This is a genomic window from Shewanella sp. 10N.7 (genome assembly GCF_020806285.1).
Classification (GTDB): domain Bacteria; phylum Pseudomonadota; class Gammaproteobacteria; order Enterobacterales; family Shewanellaceae; genus Shewanella; species Shewanella electrodiphila.
On the sequence record NZ_JAJGZS010000004.1, the window covers coordinates 47,128 to 64,803 of the forward strand.

11 protein-coding genes are annotated in these 17,676 nt (G+C 38.8%); 1 reads left to right on the plus strand and 10 read right to left on the minus strand.

What is annotated here, in order from left to right:
* Nucleotides 1-112: 112 nt before the first annotated feature.
* The 10 genes from hypF to LMH66_RS03940 all read right to left on the minus strand — a co-directional run bounded on the left by hypF (nucleotide 113) and on the right by LMH66_RS03940 (nucleotide 17,035).
* Nucleotides 113-2,587: a carbamoyltransferase HypF gene (hypF, locus tag LMH66_RS03895; protein ID WP_229368614.1), complete on the minus strand. Its 2,475-nt coding sequence runs from the start codon at nucleotides 2,585-2,587 to the stop codon at nucleotides 113-115.
* A 9-nt stretch (nucleotides 2,588-2,596) separates the two neighbouring features.
* A complete protein-coding gene (locus LMH66_RS03900) occupies nucleotides 2,597-4,588 on the minus strand; it encodes a hypothetical protein (RefSeq protein WP_229368615.1) in 1,992 nt (663 codons plus the stop codon).
* The gene (locus tag LMH66_RS03905; RefSeq protein ID WP_229368616.1) at nucleotides 4,581-5,135 is read right to left on the minus strand and encodes a HyaD/HybD family hydrogenase maturation endopeptidase; all 555 of its coding nucleotides are present in this window, start codon (nucleotides 5,133-5,135) and stop codon (nucleotides 4,581-4,583) included. The genes LMH66_RS03900 and LMH66_RS03905 overlap by 8 nt, the downstream gene beginning before the upstream one ends.
* A gap of 3 nt (nucleotides 5,136-5,138) precedes the next feature.
* Nucleotides 5,139-5,804 (minus strand): Ni/Fe-hydrogenase, b-type cytochrome subunit, encoded by a 666-nt coding sequence (gene cybH, locus LMH66_RS03910; protein WP_229368617.1) that lies wholly within the window; start codon nucleotides 5,802-5,804, stop codon nucleotides 5,139-5,141.
* A 29-nt stretch (nucleotides 5,805-5,833) separates the two neighbouring features.
* Nucleotides 5,834-7,537: a nickel-dependent hydrogenase large subunit gene (hyaB, locus tag LMH66_RS03915; protein ID WP_229368618.1), complete on the minus strand. Its 1,704-nt coding sequence runs from the start codon at nucleotides 7,535-7,537 to the stop codon at nucleotides 5,834-5,836.
* Nucleotides 7,538-7,540: 3 nt separating this feature from the next.
* Nucleotides 7,541-8,677: a nickel-dependent hydrogenase small subunit gene (hyaA, locus tag LMH66_RS03920; protein WP_229368619.1), complete on the minus strand. Its 1,137-nt coding sequence runs from the start codon at nucleotides 8,675-8,677 to the stop codon at nucleotides 7,541-7,543.
* A 479-nt stretch (nucleotides 8,678-9,156) separates the two neighbouring features.
* Nucleotides 9,157-11,643: a sialidase family protein gene (locus tag LMH66_RS03925; RefSeq protein ID WP_229368620.1), complete on the minus strand. Its 2,487-nt coding sequence runs from the start codon at nucleotides 11,641-11,643 to the stop codon at nucleotides 9,157-9,159.
* 259 nt (nucleotides 11,644-11,902) lie between these two features.
* The gene (locus LMH66_RS03930; protein WP_229368621.1) at nucleotides 11,903-14,137 is read right to left on the minus strand and encodes a multiheme c-type cytochrome; all 2,235 of its coding nucleotides are present in this window, start codon (nucleotides 14,135-14,137) and stop codon (nucleotides 11,903-11,905) included.
* 194 nt (nucleotides 14,138-14,331) lie between these two features.
* Nucleotides 14,332-16,044 carry an alkaline phosphatase family protein gene (locus LMH66_RS03935; protein ID WP_229368622.1) on the minus strand — a complete coding sequence of 571 codons (1,713 nt, stop codon included), beginning with the start codon at nucleotides 16,042-16,044 and terminating at the stop codon, nucleotides 14,332-14,334.
* Between the two features lie 136 nt (nucleotides 16,045-16,180).
* Complete coding sequence (locus LMH66_RS03940) at nucleotides 16,181-17,035, minus strand: hypothetical protein (RefSeq protein ID WP_229368623.1); 855 nt, start codon at nucleotides 17,033-17,035, stop codon at nucleotides 16,181-16,183.
* Between the two features lie 288 nt (nucleotides 17,036-17,323).
* On the opposite strand from LMH66_RS03940, the gene LMH66_RS03945 reads away from it, so the two are divergent.
* Entirely contained in the window at nucleotides 17,324-17,572 is a 249-nt protein-coding gene (locus tag LMH66_RS03945) for a YdcH family protein (protein WP_102527273.1), read from the plus strand.
* The last annotated feature ends 104 nt before the right edge of the window (nucleotides 17,573-17,676 follow it).

Consider the following 17,676-nt stretch of genomic DNA (forward strand, 5'->3'; position numbering starts at 1 on the left):
CTCCTTTAAAAACCCTATTAACCATTGTCGTACTGGTTATTGTTTATTCAATATTAACTCGTCATTCATTTGATACTTTGATTAACATCAGTAAATCGAAACTCTTTAATTTCTAATGCTGGGTTTGTGATTTGCTCAGTTGTTGGTAGGCATACCAAATTTGTCCTAATGAAATGCCTGCATCATTTATGGGAACCAATTTGCTTGGTAACACCTTATCTAGTGAATAATTAAAATGATGATTTAGATGTTGTAAGGTCATCTCATATAACAATTTATTTTGAAAAACACCGCCACATAAAATCAGCTTATAGCTCGGATATAGCTTTGCCATGTAGCAAACAACTTGGCTTAAACTTTCGATAAACTCTAAACACAGTTGGTTAGTCACGTCTGGCAGGTCGTTGCTATTTTTTGTGTTTATTAAACGTGTGATTAACTGATAGATAAGTTGTGAAGGTTCAAAAATTTGAATACTTTTTGTTTTTGTTTTTGTTTTTGTTTTTGTTTTGGTGAGGGGAGTTACATCATTAATAAGATCCTCATTTGAGATTATCGACAACTTACCTGAGGTCGATGGGGCACTAATTAGATTGTTAGCGTCATTATATTGTTCTGTTTCAATAGCCATATTTGCGTGAGTGCTTATCAGCATTCCAGCTTGTGCTTCAAAATCATTTTCTATGATAAGGTTCAGGGCAACTGCAACAGCATCGAAAATACGTCCTACCGAGCGGCATTCAATACAAGCGCTGTTATTAAGCCACATGTTGTGAAGATTATTGACTGTTGATTTATCCATTTTCTGTATGGCATTAATCGGCAATGTCATGATTTCATCAACAGACATGGTGTCGAATAACAAGGCTAACAGAATACGTACTGGTTGCTTTATCGCTTGCTCACCGCCTATCAGTTTAAATGTTCTAAAGTGCGCTTTAATTTCAAAATTATGCGCATCAGCAAGCATACATTCGCTGCCCCATAATTGGTTGTCATCTCCAAGCCCTGTGCCATCAAAGCTAAATGCTAAGACTTGTTTATCATAATTGTTGGCAGCGAGAACACTCAATACGTGAGCATAGTGATGCTGAACATTGGCAAGCGGGAGTTTTTGTTCATTGGCCTGTGACTTAGCCCATTGTGAGGATGTATATTCTGGGTGCTTATCAGCGATGATTTGTTCTGGTGTAAATTGATAAAGGCGGCGAAAAGTATTGATTGTTTGCTCGAAATATTGATTAGTTTCTAGATTATGTAAGTCACCAATATGTGGACTTACAAATGCATTTTCGTTAAACGCAAAACACTGGGTATTTTTCTGTTGAGCGCCAACAGCTAATAGGTGATGCTGTAATTTATTGCTTAAAGGGATGCTAAGTGGTGCATAACCTCTTGCGAGTCGAATGACTTGGATCTTATCGTCAATGACTTGCACCACACTGTCATCGCAGGCATTAACTATTGGCCTGTTATGATCAACAATTCCGTCTACCACCTCGCCAAGCTTTTGTTTGATTTCATTACCATCGGTAATGATAGGTAAGCCAGAAATATTAGCACTGGTTGCAACTAACGGTTTTCTAAAGGCTTCAACTAATAGATGGTGTAGCGGTGTATATGGCAGAAATATACCTAAAGTATCAATATCAGGCGCAAGCGCAGGACTTAGGTTAATCTCCATATCACTGCGCTTTTTCATCAGTGTAATAGGGTTTTCTGCTGAGCAAAGGATTTGCCACTCTTTAGGTGTACCTTCAACCATTTGACGAGCATTAGGTAAATTGGTTGCCATAACGGCTAAAGGTTTAGCTTTACGATGTTTGCGCTGACGAAGACGTTTAACTGCATTGTCATTAGTGGCATCACAAATGATATGAAACCCACCTAATCCTTTTATGGCAATAACTTTTCCATTATTGAGTTCACTAACAATTTTGCTGATTATTTGTTGGTTGGTAAGAGCACTAGAACTGTTTGAATTAGCTGTACAGTCGATATAGTTCAGTTGTGGCCCACATTTGGGGCAACTGACCGGCTGGGCGTGATATCGTCGGTTTAAAGGATCGTTATAGGCATACGCGCATTCATCGCACATCACGAAGTTTGCCATTGATGTATTGATGCGATCGTAAGGCAGATTGTTAATGATGCTATAACGAGGTCCGCAATTGGTGCAATTGGTAAATGGATATTGATAGTGACGGTTTTTGGGATCGCGCATTTCCAGTAAACAGTCACCACAAACACTTTTGTCGGCAGAAATAGACACGACAGCATCATCACTACTTGTACTTGTTTCAATAACAAAGTGTTGCAGTGAGCTATCTATAGCTTCTTCTTTAATTAACAACTTGTCGATACGTGCGAGAGGTGGGGGATTGACTTTTAGTTGATGTACGACCTTATTGATATCAGTATTTAAACCTTGTAAATGAATACACACACCTTGTTGGTTATTTAACACTGAACCCACTAAGTTAGATTTAGTTGCAAGCCGGTACACAAAAGGTCTAAACCCAACCCCTTGTACGATGCCGTTTATATTTAACCTGACTTGTTGTCGATAACCACTATGTATTGTCATCAATGGCTCCTATCGACGTCGTTTAGCAAGGTACAAACCACCAACAGCAATATTGGCACCTTCTAAATCAAGTTGACGATTCACAACTAAAGGATAGTTTTTGCCAAGTCGGATACACAATCTGTTTGCCATGACTTCATAACTAAAGTCGTTTCCAGCTAGCACTACCGCATCTATACCTTGCTCTTGTTCTAAATGATCTATCCAGTTACTCAAATAGTCGGTTAACGAATCAAAAAAACCAAAGGCTAAAATGGCAGGGTTGGCACCCGCTAATTTAAAGCTCATTAAACTTGCGAGTGTTTTACGCCAATTAATAGAACGTTTATGTAGGGCATTGTTATCTTCACTATTAATCGCACACAGCGGAAAATCGACTCTAGGAGCATTATTGCCATGATAACTTTGCGCCAATGCGTGGAATTTGTCTGCTAACTCTTGGGCATTACAAACAGGGGCGTTAGAAAATGGTGAACTAGGACCATTCTTTCTAACTTCTTCATCAGGTAATACTATTAACGCTGCGTATGCCATAAAGGTTTGCAAGCTATCTGCTTGAGTCCCTGAAATTAACGTAAAATCAGCTAATAACTTGAAGACCTCAGGGTAGGCTACACAATATTTGTTAAATATAGTGTTCATATCAGAGGCGAATAACTCTTTAATTAGTTGCTGACCACTTTGTGGCAGTGTAGGCATTTGTAAAAATGAACTAATTTCGCCTTGCTGATTTTGAGTAATCACAGAGCTTGATTGACTATTTGATAAATAAATACAAGCGAGCTTTTTAAGACTAGATGAAGCCTCTAATGAACTATTAATGCTAGTAACACAACCCGTATTTAATAAACCAGCATGTAAAGCACAAGTTGCTGCGTCTATACCTTGTAATGGTTTATGTTGAATCAGACTGCTAGCTAATGTTTCATTTGATTCAGTAACGGTACATTTCAACGTATTTTTTTGCCACGATACATTATATAAAAGATTACCTTGAAGATATCGATTGTCATCGTGCTTTGGCATGGGGGCTTCAAAGTTTATGTCAGTTGTCGTTTGGTTTTGAACCCACACATTATTGACCCAAGACACGCTAAGGTTATTTTGTGGCTTTTTGATATATAACCAATTAATTTTTTGTCTTTTTAATAGTGCTGCAACACGAATGAGTAACCGGCTGTCAGCGAAAGTCACATTGTAATAGCTTTCATTTAAATCTTGATTCAGTTCACTCCGGTCGATGTTTGATTTTTTATTCGGGGCAAGCTTTAAAAAAGGTTTCTCGAAGCTAGATAAAGCAAGAGACTGGTGCTGTTTAATGATAAATGAAGATGAAATAACAGCTGGGTGGGTAATCAACACTTGCTGTAAGGAACTTAGTTCTAAGAGATTAGGATGTAATTCTGTGGTTTGATTAGTAATGATGGGATTCAAGCTCAAACAAAGTGAGTTATCTTGCTGGCCAATCCAAACTTCTTCACCTTGCAGTATCCTGTTGACTAGGTTTGATATATCTTGCAGATTGAAACCAATTTCATACTGTTTAAGGTTGCGCTCACCTAAACAGTGGGGGCAAGGAACGGCTATATCTATTTCTTTATTTAAGCCTTTATATAAGTCTTTATCTAAGCTGTTATCTAAGTTCGAAATCAATGGTTCACATTCACTGCAATAACCTTGATGGACTGCTTGGTGTTGTAAACACGTTTTAGTGCCTTTTCTTACGTCGATAGCAATGACTTCGGCGCTTTTAAGCCAAATTGAATATAAAAATTTAGCCGCTATTTCATCAGCTAATTGGGCTAATTCAGACTGTGAAGCTTCTACTTCAATAAAGTAAGTATGTATCGGTGTGAATTGGGCATGTTGAGCGATTTGGCCATTATTAATATTATGGCCAACAGTAAAATCAAAACGGTTATCCGCGAGGTATGAATTACAGAGATCTGCATATAAAGGAATATCGCGATGGCAAAAAAAGTTAAAACTGATTTTAGGCATATGCTAGTGTTCCGCGTTTATATGAATCAGGAATAAGTGCGTTAATATCGACTTCAGCTTTTTGCTTATAAGTAAACCCTTGTTCAGTAAGGTGCTTAAGCAATACTTTTTCCATAGTGGGGACAGCTGCTTGGATAGAAGGTGTCAGTCCCAACGTCATAGGTTCTATCACTGTCGGTGTAACCCCCACAACATGGGTATCAGGTCTATCGCCAACCATTTCCATCATGATAAGGGTTTGCAGCATCTCAACTTCATGAGCGCTGCCTTGCCAATCGATTTCCGGTGGCGCTTGATCAAAGTTAAAAGAATATACTTCACCTGGATTAACTCCTGGACTGTTGACAGTATCAACAACAATTAAGTTATCGTAGCGACATAGAATAGGGATTAACCCTTGTGCGAGTGTGCCACCATCGAGTAAATCAATGCTGTCTGTTGGGTGGTAAAACTGATATTTCTCTTGGATATAATTAACGAAATGTACGCCGATACCTTCATCAGCGTACAGTACGTTTCCTATCCCGATGAGTAGAGTAGTAGACAAGGCTTAGTGATCCTTATGGTAATCATAACCAGAGACAATTGAGTCAACAGAGTTATGTTTAAAGCGAATACCTGACCAAACAGCCATGTAAACATGGATAACCATGAATACAATAAATGCCCATGTGATAATGTGGTGCCAAATTCTAACTTGTGCCAGTCCTCCCATAAGGGCAGTAAACCAAGCTGAAATCTCCCATATTAATCCACCGAATCCTTCATGATACACATTAGCGTAAAGCACTAAACCCGTTATACACATGAATAATGCTGCCAATGAAATACCTACATAAGTGACGAATTGTAGTGGACCATATACACCAGCTTTATTAAGGTGCCCCATCCAAATGTAAGATTTAATTTGGGTTATCCAGCTGTTAATGCTTAATACATCTTTAACTGAACGTCTTTCAATGGAACTCCTTCCAAAGAAAAACAAATAAAAACGCACTATGGTGACGCTGGTTAATGCAAAGCCAAAAATAACATGGGCAAAACGTATCCATCCTTGCACTAATACATCGGATGATTCTGGTGCCACTAAAAATGGCCAAGAAATGTAAAATCCAGTAGCTATGAGTACTACAATCGATAATGCCCTAATCCAATGAAATATTCGGATGGCAGGCGAGAAAATTAATTCTCTATGATGGGTAGCAACCTGAGTCATAATCAATTCCTCTTTGGTTTGCGAAACGATTAAAGACCATTAGGGTCAATACGGAACTCACCCAAACTTGTGCCTTTGTAGTCCATGACGTGAACTGCACATGCCATACAAGGATCAAAAGAGTGAATTATACGAATGACTTCAAGTGGTTTACTCGGATCTTCAAGCTCTAAGCCTATTAACGAAGCTTCATACGGACCAACTTTACCGTTGGCGTCTACCGGCCCAGCATTCCACGTAGTAGGGACAATCGCTTGGTAGTTTTCAATTTTACCGTCTTTGATCCTTAACCAATGACTGAGCATGCCTCGCGGCGCTTCAATCATCGCGTGACCAACGTACTCTTTCGTTGAATCAATCTCAGGCGTAACGTAAGTACTTTCATCTGACTGCATGTTGATAACCATCGCATCAAATGTCTTTAACCCTTCTTCAGCGACAATAACAGTTTGTAGCATCCGAGCAGCTGTTCGACCAAGCGTGGTAAATAAGGCTCCAATAGGTAAGCCTGTTGCCTCAAGTAATCCGTTTACTGCACTAACGACGACTTTGTTTCCACGAGCATAACTCACCAATAATGATGCCAGAGGACCAACTTCAACGGGTTCGTCTTTGTATCGAGGTGATTTAACCCAGCTATATTTTCCATCGCCATCTACTGTAGGTAATTTTCCGTATACAGTTTCTCGTTCGACGAAACCGGTATAATCGGGTACGGTCGTTCCGTCATAGGGATGTTGTGGGCCGTCAGCTTCATACCATGCGTGCGTAACATCTTCTTTGATTGAATCTGGGTCAATGTCTGTCACACCAGCAAGATCGCCAGCCATTATCACGCCTTGATCAAACATGTATTGACCGTCAGCCAGCACAAAGTCATTGGTTGCCATGAAGTTGTTAACATTAACGCCCCCTAGCACACTTGGCTCATTACCAAAGGCAGCTGCAGCCATCACAATATCGGCTTTATATGCGCGAATAATAAAATCTTGCACTATGGCATGTTTTTGCTTCCATTCTTGCAAACGAGCAGGGCTTAACATGTCTCGAACAGAAGTGACGCCACCTACAACTAGCGATTGTGGGTGAGGGGATTTGCCACCGAAAATGGCTAACATCTCTGCAGCGACGCGTTGAACTTCTAACGCTTTTAAATAATGTGATAAAGCGATTAAGTTTTGCTCTGGGGTAAATCGATAGGTTCTATTACCCCAATAGGCATTGGCAAATGGCCCTAACTTACCTGTATCCACGAGACCTTTAACGCGCTCCTGTGCAGCGCGTAAATCACCTTCACCGGCAGCGATAGGATTTGCAGTGTATTTACCTGCCTCTTGTGCTGCTAATGCAGGATCCGCGCTCAATGCTGAAACCACATCAACCCAATCTAAACCATGTAAATGATAAAAATGAACAATATGGTCATGCATATACAAAGAGGTTTGCATCAGTGAGCGCAAATATTTTGCATTTAAAGGAATTTTCACACCTAATGCATTTTCTACTGCTTCTGTTCCACAGCGATAATGAGAATAAGTACAGACACCACATATACGTTGAACAATAAGGCCCACATCCATGGGAGTACGACCTTTTAAAATAACTTCAATGCCACGCCATAAAGTAGAAGAAGACCAAGCCTTTTTAATAACATTATTTTCATCAACTTCGACTTCTACACGTAGGTGACCTTCGATTCGAGTAATAGGATCGATTACAACACGTTTGTTCATGAGTTATTCCTCTAAAGGCTTAGCAAATAGACTTGCGACAGCATGTGCACCTATACCAACAACGGTTGCGCCTAGTATTACAGCGCCAATGGTGTCAGCTGTTGCATCAATCCCATGCAATAACTGTCTCCCTAATGGTTTCTCGAAATCAGCCATGTCATCCCAGAAATTAGGTTCAGAGCATCCAATACAGCCGTGACCCGCTAAAACTGGCCAGCTTGTATGATGATTAAAACGTTCAGTAGGGCAGTTGTTGTATGTGTACGGTCCTTTACAGCCCACTTTATATAAACAGTAGCCATCTTTTGCGCCTTGATCGCCAAATGTTTCAACGAATTCGCCTGCATCAAAACGTCCACGTCTTTCACAGTTATCATGTACGCGTGCACCATAAGCCCATTTAGGTCGATTGAACATGTCAAGCGCAGGTAGTTTTCCAAACATGATGAAATACATCAAAGTGCCGACAATGTTTTTTTCACTTGGCGGGCAACCGCCTAGATTAATAACAGGTTTATCAATAACGTCTTGAACACCTTTGGAACCCGTAGGGTTTGGCGCTGCCGCTTGAACACCACCGAATGCTGCGCAAGTTCCCACTGAAATTATCGCCGCAGCACCTTCAGCGGCCTCTTTGACAATCTGCATTCCAGTGTGGCCTTTACAGCCAACAGTTAGAAATGCACCGTTATTTGCTGTTGGAATGGCACCTTCAACTGCCAATAAATAGTTGCCTTTGTAGGCTTCCATGGCATGTTCAAGGTTTTCTTCAGCTTGCCAGCCAGAAGCTGCCATTAATGTTTCGTGATATTCCAATGAAATATGATCGAAGATTAAGCTGTCGAGGTTTGGCGTATCAGTGCGGATTAGCGACTCAGAGCAGCCTGTACATTCGGCCATATGTAACCAAATGAGTGGAACTCTGTCAGCCAGCTCTGCGGCTTCAGCTACTAAGTTGGTAAAAGGAAGGGGAAGTGCAAGTAATGCGGTTACTGAAGCACTCCATGTCATGAATTCGCGTCTTGTTATGCCGTTTTCTTTTAGTTTTTCATCTAACGTTACGGTTTGTCGAGGCGCTGTATCACGTAGTTCTGCTAAACGGCTTTTACACCGATGATATAAAGCTGAATGTGTATCCATGTTATAACCTATTCCGTTTGGGAGGAACAAACTGCCTGATCCCAATATAACGAGATGGATAGATTAAATATTGACCTGAATCAAAGTTGAAACACTTGATTGAACTTTTTATGAAACAATCGTTGTTGATTTGTTTTTAATCAATTAATGCTAATTAAGGACAGTTTCAACTGAGCATAATTTTTGATAAAAGTTTGATGTTGAGCAGTTATTACGTAGGGCTATTTCATTTTTTGCAATTTGAATTCCGAAAAATGGAAATGCGGATGTTACATAATGAAAAGTGACTTAAGAAAAACGCAAACGGAAATGACGTTACAATTTGCTAATGGAAACAATCTGTATGACTCCATAACGACTTGAGGTTTACATATACTGCAGGCTTGACATGATTTTTTTATCACAAAAAACACTCAATAAATTTTGTTGAGCTATTACTCTTTCTAGATTAGCGCATTTTTGGATTGATAGTGTTTAACTTACTGATTCATCGAAATCTTGCGTAAGCCCCAATTGGTGTCAGTTGCAGGGCTAGATATATTATTTAACCATTTAAGCTGTATGATTTTTTCACCTGTAGTGTCTATAGGAATTAGAATTGACGATTGTTGCCACTCTGTGTCTGAGGCGGGCACAGTTAACTGAGCCTTTGACTCACCATTTACGATAACTTCTATTATAAAGCCAGGGTAGTTGTCAGGTAGTTTTCTTTCTCCAGGTTTATTTATCGATTCAAAATTGATCGCAATATCTTTAGTGTTTTCTACGGTAACTTTCCAGCTTATAGCAGCATCACTTTTCCATACGGATCTGGCTTGTTCATCTTCGTAATAAGTCCAAGCCCAACTATCTTGTAATTTATAAAAATTGTTAATGTTAACGTTTAAATCCTGGATAGCTGAATAATCACTTATATCTATTTGGCTGATCCCTTGGGAATATCCAGCTACAAATAATTGCTGAGAACAAGTTGAAAAGACTAAATCAGCAATACCAATTCCGACATCAGCATTAATTTTTTGCCAATTGATACCAGCATCATTACTGATATGTAATTCACCTTCGTTTTTGTGAATCCAATTGGTTAAACTCACGACAATTCGTTCTGGATTAAGTGGATCGACTACCATGGCATCAACAGCACCTACGACGTTAAAGTCTTTAACCAGTTCCCATTCACTTTCTGGATTTTGCTTTTTGAAGACAGCAGCTCCATGTCCGTCCTGTTCAGAATTAGCAGAACCAGCATAAACAGCGCCATCCTGACTAACTACAAGGTCATATACATACTTCTTTTTAAGACCAGTATGAACCCATGTCTCACCTTCATTGTTGGTACTATAAACCCCATTGGATGCTGTACCCCAGTATAAAATATTGTTTAATTTATCTTGATCTAAAGCATTATAAATTCGTTTACTTGGAGGCTTAGTAAGCGAGCGCTGCCATTCATATCCTCCATTCGTTGAAATATATAAACCATGGCCATCAATGCCTAAATAGAACTTGTTTGGATCATTTTTATCAGCGATTAAAGCTCTAGCATAACCTTTGCTCCAAATAGGCCAGTCTGTAGAATAATAAGAAGGAAGTCCCTGACTGACACGCTGCCAAGTCACGCCACTATCTTCGCTGATGACAATTTGGTTTGCTTCAGATTGCCAGGCGCTGCTGGTGGCGATTATTTTTTTAGATTGAACAATAACATTCCAGAAATGTCCCGCCATATCGTTATCAAAATATTGGTCTGTAGCGATTGGTAAAAGTGACGTGGGTTGTCCATTTGTTGGGTACCGGATCAGGCCAACGTCCATTGAAGCGGTAACAACATCACCATTTTCAGTAATAGCAATACCTGAACCCACAGTGTTAGAGGCGCCAGTTTTGAAATTTTCAGTCCAAGTCTCGCCAGCATCAATACTCCTCCATATGCCCCAATAAGTCGTGAAGTAGAGTATGTTTTCATCTTTGTAATCAAAGTTTACCGACATGATTTTACTGATATCGTTATGGTTCCAACTTCGGGTTGGGTTTGTATTTGAATAATTAATTTCTTTTAAACTGTTTTGCCAGGTTTTCCCTGAATCATGGCTGACCAAGATCCCAGACTTCCATTCTTCATACCAAGCAACTATAAGACTGAACTCTCCTAAGCTATTACTCTTGACCGCGAGTCTATGTGCCACACTCGTATCAGAGATGTGTGCTTCAAGATTAAGAGACTCCCATTGCACACCGTCATCAACAGAAATTAATACCTGATTGTTGCTGGTAGCAAATAGAGATTGCTGGTCATTTAATCCAGCTACTGTGAGATCCAGTGTCGTACTCGGATGTTGTTTCGTCAGTTGCCATTGATTGTTTAGCTGACGAAAAATATAACGGCTAGTTGATGTGCCTGCCACTATAGTACCTTGATTACTAACAATAAGACTTGAAATTACTTCTTCTGATGGGGTTGTGATCAGTAGTTGAGCATGTTCAGATTCATAACGATAGATATTGCCTTTTCTGTCACCAAAAATGAATTCAGTTGGCATTGACTCATCGATAGCGATGTTATTGAACGTTTCCCATCGTTTGAAATTTACGTTATCGGGGAGGTTGTTGAGATCTTGCCATGTTTCACCACCATCAATGGTTTTAGAAATACCTGATTTTGTTGTTGCGTAACCAATGAGTGGTTGAGATGTAGAAAAGACAATATTCGATACACTCAGGTTAGCAAGACCTGAATTAGTTTGTTGCCATTCAGCTTCAGCATAACCTGCATTCCAGATCCCTGAAACATCCGATATTAAGTAAACTTTATCGTTGTGGCTTAAAATTTTAGGGTAAGCACCGCCACCAGACCAGTCTAATTGGTGTTGGTTTGTTGGACAAATTTTGACTTGTTCTGCTAAACAAGATGATATTGACAATATAGCCACAACTAATGTGATACACCGTATAGAAGTAATATCCATATTCAATTTATCCCTTAGCGTAAAATTCATCTTTAACTTTTAAATAAAGTAGTACTCAATATTATAGTGAGATGGTGGATTAATAACGCCAACTTTAGTTGGAAATACAGTTATAACGATGAATTACACTCAGCAATGCTTTCGATTTTGCTACGAATATATTGCAACACTCAAATACTCAATATGCATTCATATAATTGCTTCTTAACTCGTTCACATAGAGAGGAAGCCATTATTTAAAGAATGATTGTCTTATCAATTATTGTCCTATCAATTGTTGTACAACTTGCGGGGGGACTATCTTAGCAAGTTGATTGATACAAGCTTGTGTCGTTGGATCTCGATGCCTAATTTTAAACTCACAAAGCGCATATAGATGTTGAGGATTACCACCAACTTCATAAGCCTTGGTAAGCGACTTCATTGCTTGGGTAACACTGACTTTTTCTTGCGCAAGACCTAGTACATACCAGTATTGTGGGTTAGTCGCTTCAATCTCAGTTGCTTGCTCAAAATAATCAATCGCACCTGTTAGTTGTTGCTGTCTGTAAAGATTTAAGCCAGCGCTGTACCTTAACAATGCTGCCTTTGGTTGATTCGCAATCCCTTTTTTTAAGGTGGCTAATGATTTCTCATCATCACCAAGTTGACGGTATAAGTCTGCAAGGTTTGCATAGCTTGTTGCAAATATTGGTTCTATCTCGATGGCTTTTAAGTAAAGTTTTTCTGCTTGCATTATGTTGCCTTTAGCGTTGTGAATATTACCGAGATTCATCAATCCGAAACCTCGGTCAGAATTGAATTGTTGAATTTCAATATATTCATTCAAAGCAGGGGTCAATAGTGCTCTTTGATCATCATTCATATTTTGCCATTCACTCACCAAAGTGCTGGCAGTTTCAGTTCTGACAGCATATACAGGATCACTGAGTAATGGACTGACTATTTGCCAGCGGTCATTAAACGGATAAGGAGCAGAACCGGTTAATGCACCTAATCTTATTTGAGGGTCTTTATGCTTTATACCTCTCATCACTGCGACCATAGTATTTTGGCTTGGGAATCTATCCATTCTACTAAGCGCCGAAGCCCGAATAATGTTGGATTCTAGGTGGTTTTGAGCAATATATGAAAGCTTATCTCCACTTGTTTGCACACCGGCAGATGCTTGTGCGAATGCTAACGAAAAACTGTCACTGTTTTGATAACTGGAGTCTGGAAATTGCTTTTCAAGGGCATTAACAGCCCATTGATTAGATTTTTCATTGTGACAAGAGGTACATACGTTTGGTGTGCCGATTTTTTCACTAATATCGGGTCTAGGAATTTGAAAACTATGATCTGCTCTAGGGTCTACTTCCATATAGGTTGTTTTTGGCATGTGGCAGGTTACACATTGAGCAGCTTCAGTTCCATCTTGGTGTTGACTATGTTTGGCTGAAGTATATTCGCTAGGTAAATGGCATTGAAAACAAATTGATTCAATTGGCGCTTTAAGTTTAGTACTGTGCGGGTTATGACAATCGCTACATACAACGCCAGCAGCGTGCATTTTAGATTGCTTGAAAGACCCCATGACAAAGACTTCCTCGTAAATTTGTCCGTCGGGATAATATAAACTTGGTGTGATTGCATTTAGATTATATTTATCGAAAAAATCACCTTTAATAGGATCATGACTGTTATTGAGTTGTGCTCTTCTACTATGACATTGGGCACAAGTATCTAACTGATCGGAGTCTGTCAGTTGTTTAGGTTGAAGTATTTTTTGTCCTTTCGTAAATTCCCAAGAGCCAACTTTAGGCTTCAAGTTGCGATCAAAGCCAATTAAGGGATTCGTATTATTAGGAGTTTGAGCCCATATGATGTGCTCGCTTGCCGCTCCATGACACGCCTCGCAGCCAACGTTAATTTCAGACCAAGTGGTGTTATAGGTGTTTGTTTTACTATCATAGTTTTTGTCGATGTTTGTAGAGTGGCAATCTGCGCACATATAGTTCCAGTTTTGGCCATTATTAGTCCAAAAAAACTCATCATGTACATCCATGTCAGGATAAAGATTAAACCAACGTTGGCCACCTTGGCTTTTATCTCTGCTATCCCAAGCTAGTGGAATAAGTTGCACTCTACCATCCGGAAATTTAACCATATATTGTTGTAATGGCTCATAGCCAAATGTATAGCTAATTTCATAGTCATGGCTTTTACCGTCAGGTCCTTTGGTATTGACCCAATATTGAGTGTTTTTACGATAAAACCTGTGTGATTGATTGTTTTCTTGAAGCGTTTGATTATCAAAATCACCGAGAACGGAATCTTCACTAGCATGGCGCATGGACATATCGTGATGAGAAGCTTGCCAGTCTGAATATTGTTGCTGGTGGCAGTCAACACATTGTTCAACACCAACATAATCAGCAGCGACAGAGTGAGTTTGATGTATAACAAAAATGATGACTAAACAAATAAAAACAACTAGCTGATTGAATTTCATATTAAAACTGTACCTAAGATTAATTAACCCTATCTTAAGGTCTAATTAACAAATCACCAACACCAAACCTGTGACTATTTGTAAAATTCAATCTCACTATGAGTTAATCATTTTTATAATGAGAAAGGCTGCCTACAGCAGCCTTTACACCAACATCTATAAATTGAGGTGGATTTACGTTGAGAAGCTTGTCGCTACTTTACCAAAACCTCTTTTAGTGGGTATCCGACAGCACTTGAAGGAGCGTTGATATTCATCAATGCACTGAGTGTCGGTGCTAAGTCGACAGTTGCAACAGGCCTGTTTATAGTTTGTCCTTTAAGTTTCATGCCAGCAAATATAATAGGTACATGGGTGTCATAGCGCCACGGAGAACCATGTACAGAGGCAACATTGAGACCGTCAAAATCTGCCACAAATACATTTGGCTCAAAAACTAAGTAAATATCTCCTGAGCGGCTAGGGTAAAAACTGTTTTGCACTTTTTGAGTAATTTCATCGTTAGGCACATTGCCATTTAATAAATGATTAAAGCTATATGCTCGATGAATACCTGAAACACTATTGAGTACATTAGCGACTTGTGTTGTTGCTTCCGCTAATGGCACTTTTTGTTCAGCTAGCTTGTCATGATCCAAATTAATATAAGGTTGCCATGCATTAACAAACAAATCTCCTGTAATTTTCCATTTGCTTTTTAAAGACTGAATGGCAGCATTTTTTTCTAAACTTGCTAAGTCGAAATGTTTAGCTTTGATACCAAATTGCGTTAAGTATCCCGGCGCCTCAGGAGCACCATGATCAGCTGATAACACGATCAGTGTGTTTTCTAAACCAATGTTGTCATCAATAAAACCAAATAAAGAGGCCAATGTCCTATCGAGTCTAAGTAGATTATCTTCTGCTTCTAAGCTGGATGGGCCAAAGATATGGCCAACATAATCGGTTGATGAAAAGCTTATCGATAAATAATCAGTCACAATTTGGCTATCATGACTATTGTTACCAAGATTATTGTTAGTAATGACTGTTTTAGCGAAATCAGCAGTCATTTCATCACCGATAGGGCTTACGGTTAAAAAAGTACTAAAGTAGGGGTTATCACTAGGGCCAAATTCATGTGGGAATGTAATTCCGTAACCCGGTAATTTTGTTTTCCAATCGTGATTCTGATTATCACCGAATAAATATTGCTGAGCAGGTTTTGATAATTGCCATTGGGTGTTGGCATATGTCGATATTGGATTCGCTTTATTCCAGTTTGTTACCCATTGTGGATATTGTTTGTAATAATAATCGCTACTAACAAATTCACCGGCTGATTTAGAAAACCAAAATGCTTTTCCAGTATGACCTGCTAATGTGATAGCTCCGCGGTCCTTAACTGATACTGCAAAGACTTTAGATTGGCCATTGTTACTGGCAGTAAGCTCATCACTAAACGTGGTCGCCATAATATTTTTGGGTGAACGGCCTTCAACTTTACTGGCTTTTTGTGTGGGATCGATTTCATTTTTTGCATCGACAGCAGCATTTGCACTTAAAAGTGGGTGTTGTTCATCTTGTACATTGTAAATTGGTTGCTGCATTTGCTTATCAAACCATAAATTACTCACCATGCCGTGTGTTGAAGGATGTGCTCCTGTGGCTAGCGTAGTATGCCCTACAACCGTTTCAGTAATCGCATGTTGATGATGAGCTTCTTTGTAATAAATCCCTTCATTGATTAAATATTCAAAGCCATCGTCAGAGAAATGCTGCTGATAACGTTGCAATAAATCCCCCCTGAGTTGATCTACAGTGATTTGTAAAATCAATTTTGGTTGTTTTGCCTGAGCATCTTTAAATGGGGTGACTAGTGTAATTAAGCTTATCGAGACGATTGATATTGCTGGAAGCCATTTCATCAACTATTCCTTCTATTAGTACTATTTGATAACAAATCCTTGTATGAATAGTATTAGCAGAGAAATAGGCAATGATAAATAATGCTTTGGTGTTGATAAGCTAAGAAAAGGGTATTGCTAAAGTAAAATATTAAATCTACTGATAGTCAGATAAATGTTGCTGACACAGTGCTAAATTAAAACGAATTTTATCTAACCATGTTGAAGCTTCATTATCAGATAAATACCAAAAGCCTGTTAATTTTTCAGGGTATTGGTCGAAAAACACTTGTTCGACATCAAGCAGTTTTTGTTGTGTCACTACTGCCAACCAAGCAGACTGCGGAAGTTGGTTAAGATATCGTAAATTATTGAGGGCAGCATGGGAGCTTTGATTTTGTAACGTTAACTCAATCATTAACTGATATGGGTCATGTATTTGATGCAGAATAGAATCAGTTATAGGTATAACTTGTGTAACACTGCTAGATTTTTGATCCTGGAAATCAGTTTTCTGTGCTGCCGTTTCATTTAATAATAGAGCAGGCCACATAGCTTGTTGTGCATTACTTTGTTGATGTACTTCTATTGCAATCCTACGTTCACCAAGCCAATTATGAACAACACAGGGTAAATGTTGTTTTAACGACATATCTTCACTGCGTTTAAGGCTAGGTAGTAATGACATTCTTTCAAGTGCTAAATCACAGTTTAATCGACTAAATAACACAAAACTGACTAACCCAGATGAAGGCCAGCATTTGAGCTTCAATTCTAATTCGCGAGCGACTATTGATAAATTGGTTGTTAACCAATCACTATGAGGTCCAGTAACGACAAAATCTTCAGTTGAACCTGCATAAGGACCATTACAAATATTGATAATGTTATCGCCACTAGCAATAGTGCCATTAAATATAATGGTATAACCGTGAGTAGCAGCTTGCCAATCACCATTGGCATTACCAATAATAGTGACTTTGCCAAATTGGGGTTGTGCTTTAGATGTCATATTGAATTCGATTCGTACTCTTTTTTATAGGCATATATTTTAGCAGTGATTCAATACTTTTATTCAAAGTTTTGAATAGATTAGATCAAACACCTTGTATTTATAAAGGGTTGAATGTTTTTTGAGCACTTATTTTGTGTCAGAAATTCTATATTGAGAAAATATGCTTGTATTTTATGCTAAGTGCTCTACATTTTATATGAGATTTAAAGTTGAAAATCGTTACCTTCAAAACTCGAAAATAGAACCAATGAACATGTAATATTAAGATAAATAAATGAGGCTTATATGTTAGGTGAAAATCACTCTCTTCGAAATGAATTTCCTGATCACTTAGACACCATTGCAGCGCTAAATAAATCTGATGCTGAATTTGCAACTGTATTACAGCAATACGATAAGTTGGACAAACAAATTCGTGAATTAGAATTAAAAGATTCACCCATATCTGATGATTCTATTCATGACTTAAAGCAACATCGCGTTGAGATGAAAGACAAGTTATATCAACAAATCATGGCGGCCGAGAAAAGTTAGTGACATTCAGTACAACAAAGGCCAATTGAATTTGGCAATTGGCCTTTTAAGTTGGATTTGTATAATTGATTTTTTACACAAAACGTACCTGATAGGCTATTCAC

Excerpts from the sequence above, each read along its gene's own strand:
- hypF (WP_229368614.1), bottom strand. The coding sequence starts at position 2,587 with ATGACAATACATAGTGGTTATCGACAACAAGTCAGGTTAAATATAAAC.
- LMH66_RS03900 (WP_229368615.1), bottom strand. The coding sequence starts at position 4,588 with ATGCCTAAAATCAGTTTTAACTTTTTTTGCCATCGCGATATTCCTTTA.
- cybH (WP_229368617.1), bottom strand. The coding sequence starts at position 5,804 with ATGACTCAGGTTGCTACCCATCATAGAGAATTAATTTTCTCGCCTGCC.
- hyaB (WP_229368618.1), bottom strand. The coding sequence starts at position 7,537 with ATGAACAAACGTGTTGTAATCGATCCTATTACTCGAATCGAAGGTCAC.
- hyaA (WP_229368619.1), bottom strand. The coding sequence starts at position 8,677 with ATGGATACACATTCAGCTTTATATCATCGGTGTAAAAGCCGTTTAGCA.
- LMH66_RS03925 (WP_229368620.1), bottom strand. The coding sequence starts at position 11,643 with ATGGATATTACTTCTATACGGTGTATCACATTAGTTGTGGCTATATTG.
- LMH66_RS03930 (WP_229368621.1), bottom strand. The coding sequence starts at position 14,137 with ATGAAATTCAATCAGCTAGTTGTTTTTATTTGTTTAGTCATCATTTTT.
- LMH66_RS03935 (WP_229368622.1), bottom strand. The coding sequence starts at position 16,044 with ATGAAATGGCTTCCAGCAATATCAATCGTCTCGATAAGCTTAATTACA.
- LMH66_RS03940 (WP_229368623.1), bottom strand. The coding sequence starts at position 17,035 with ATGACATCTAAAGCACAACCCCAATTTGGCAAAGTCACTATTATTGGT.
- LMH66_RS03945 (WP_102527273.1), top strand. The coding sequence starts at position 17,324 with ATGTTAGGTGAAAATCACTCTCTTCGAAATGAATTTCCTGATCACTTA.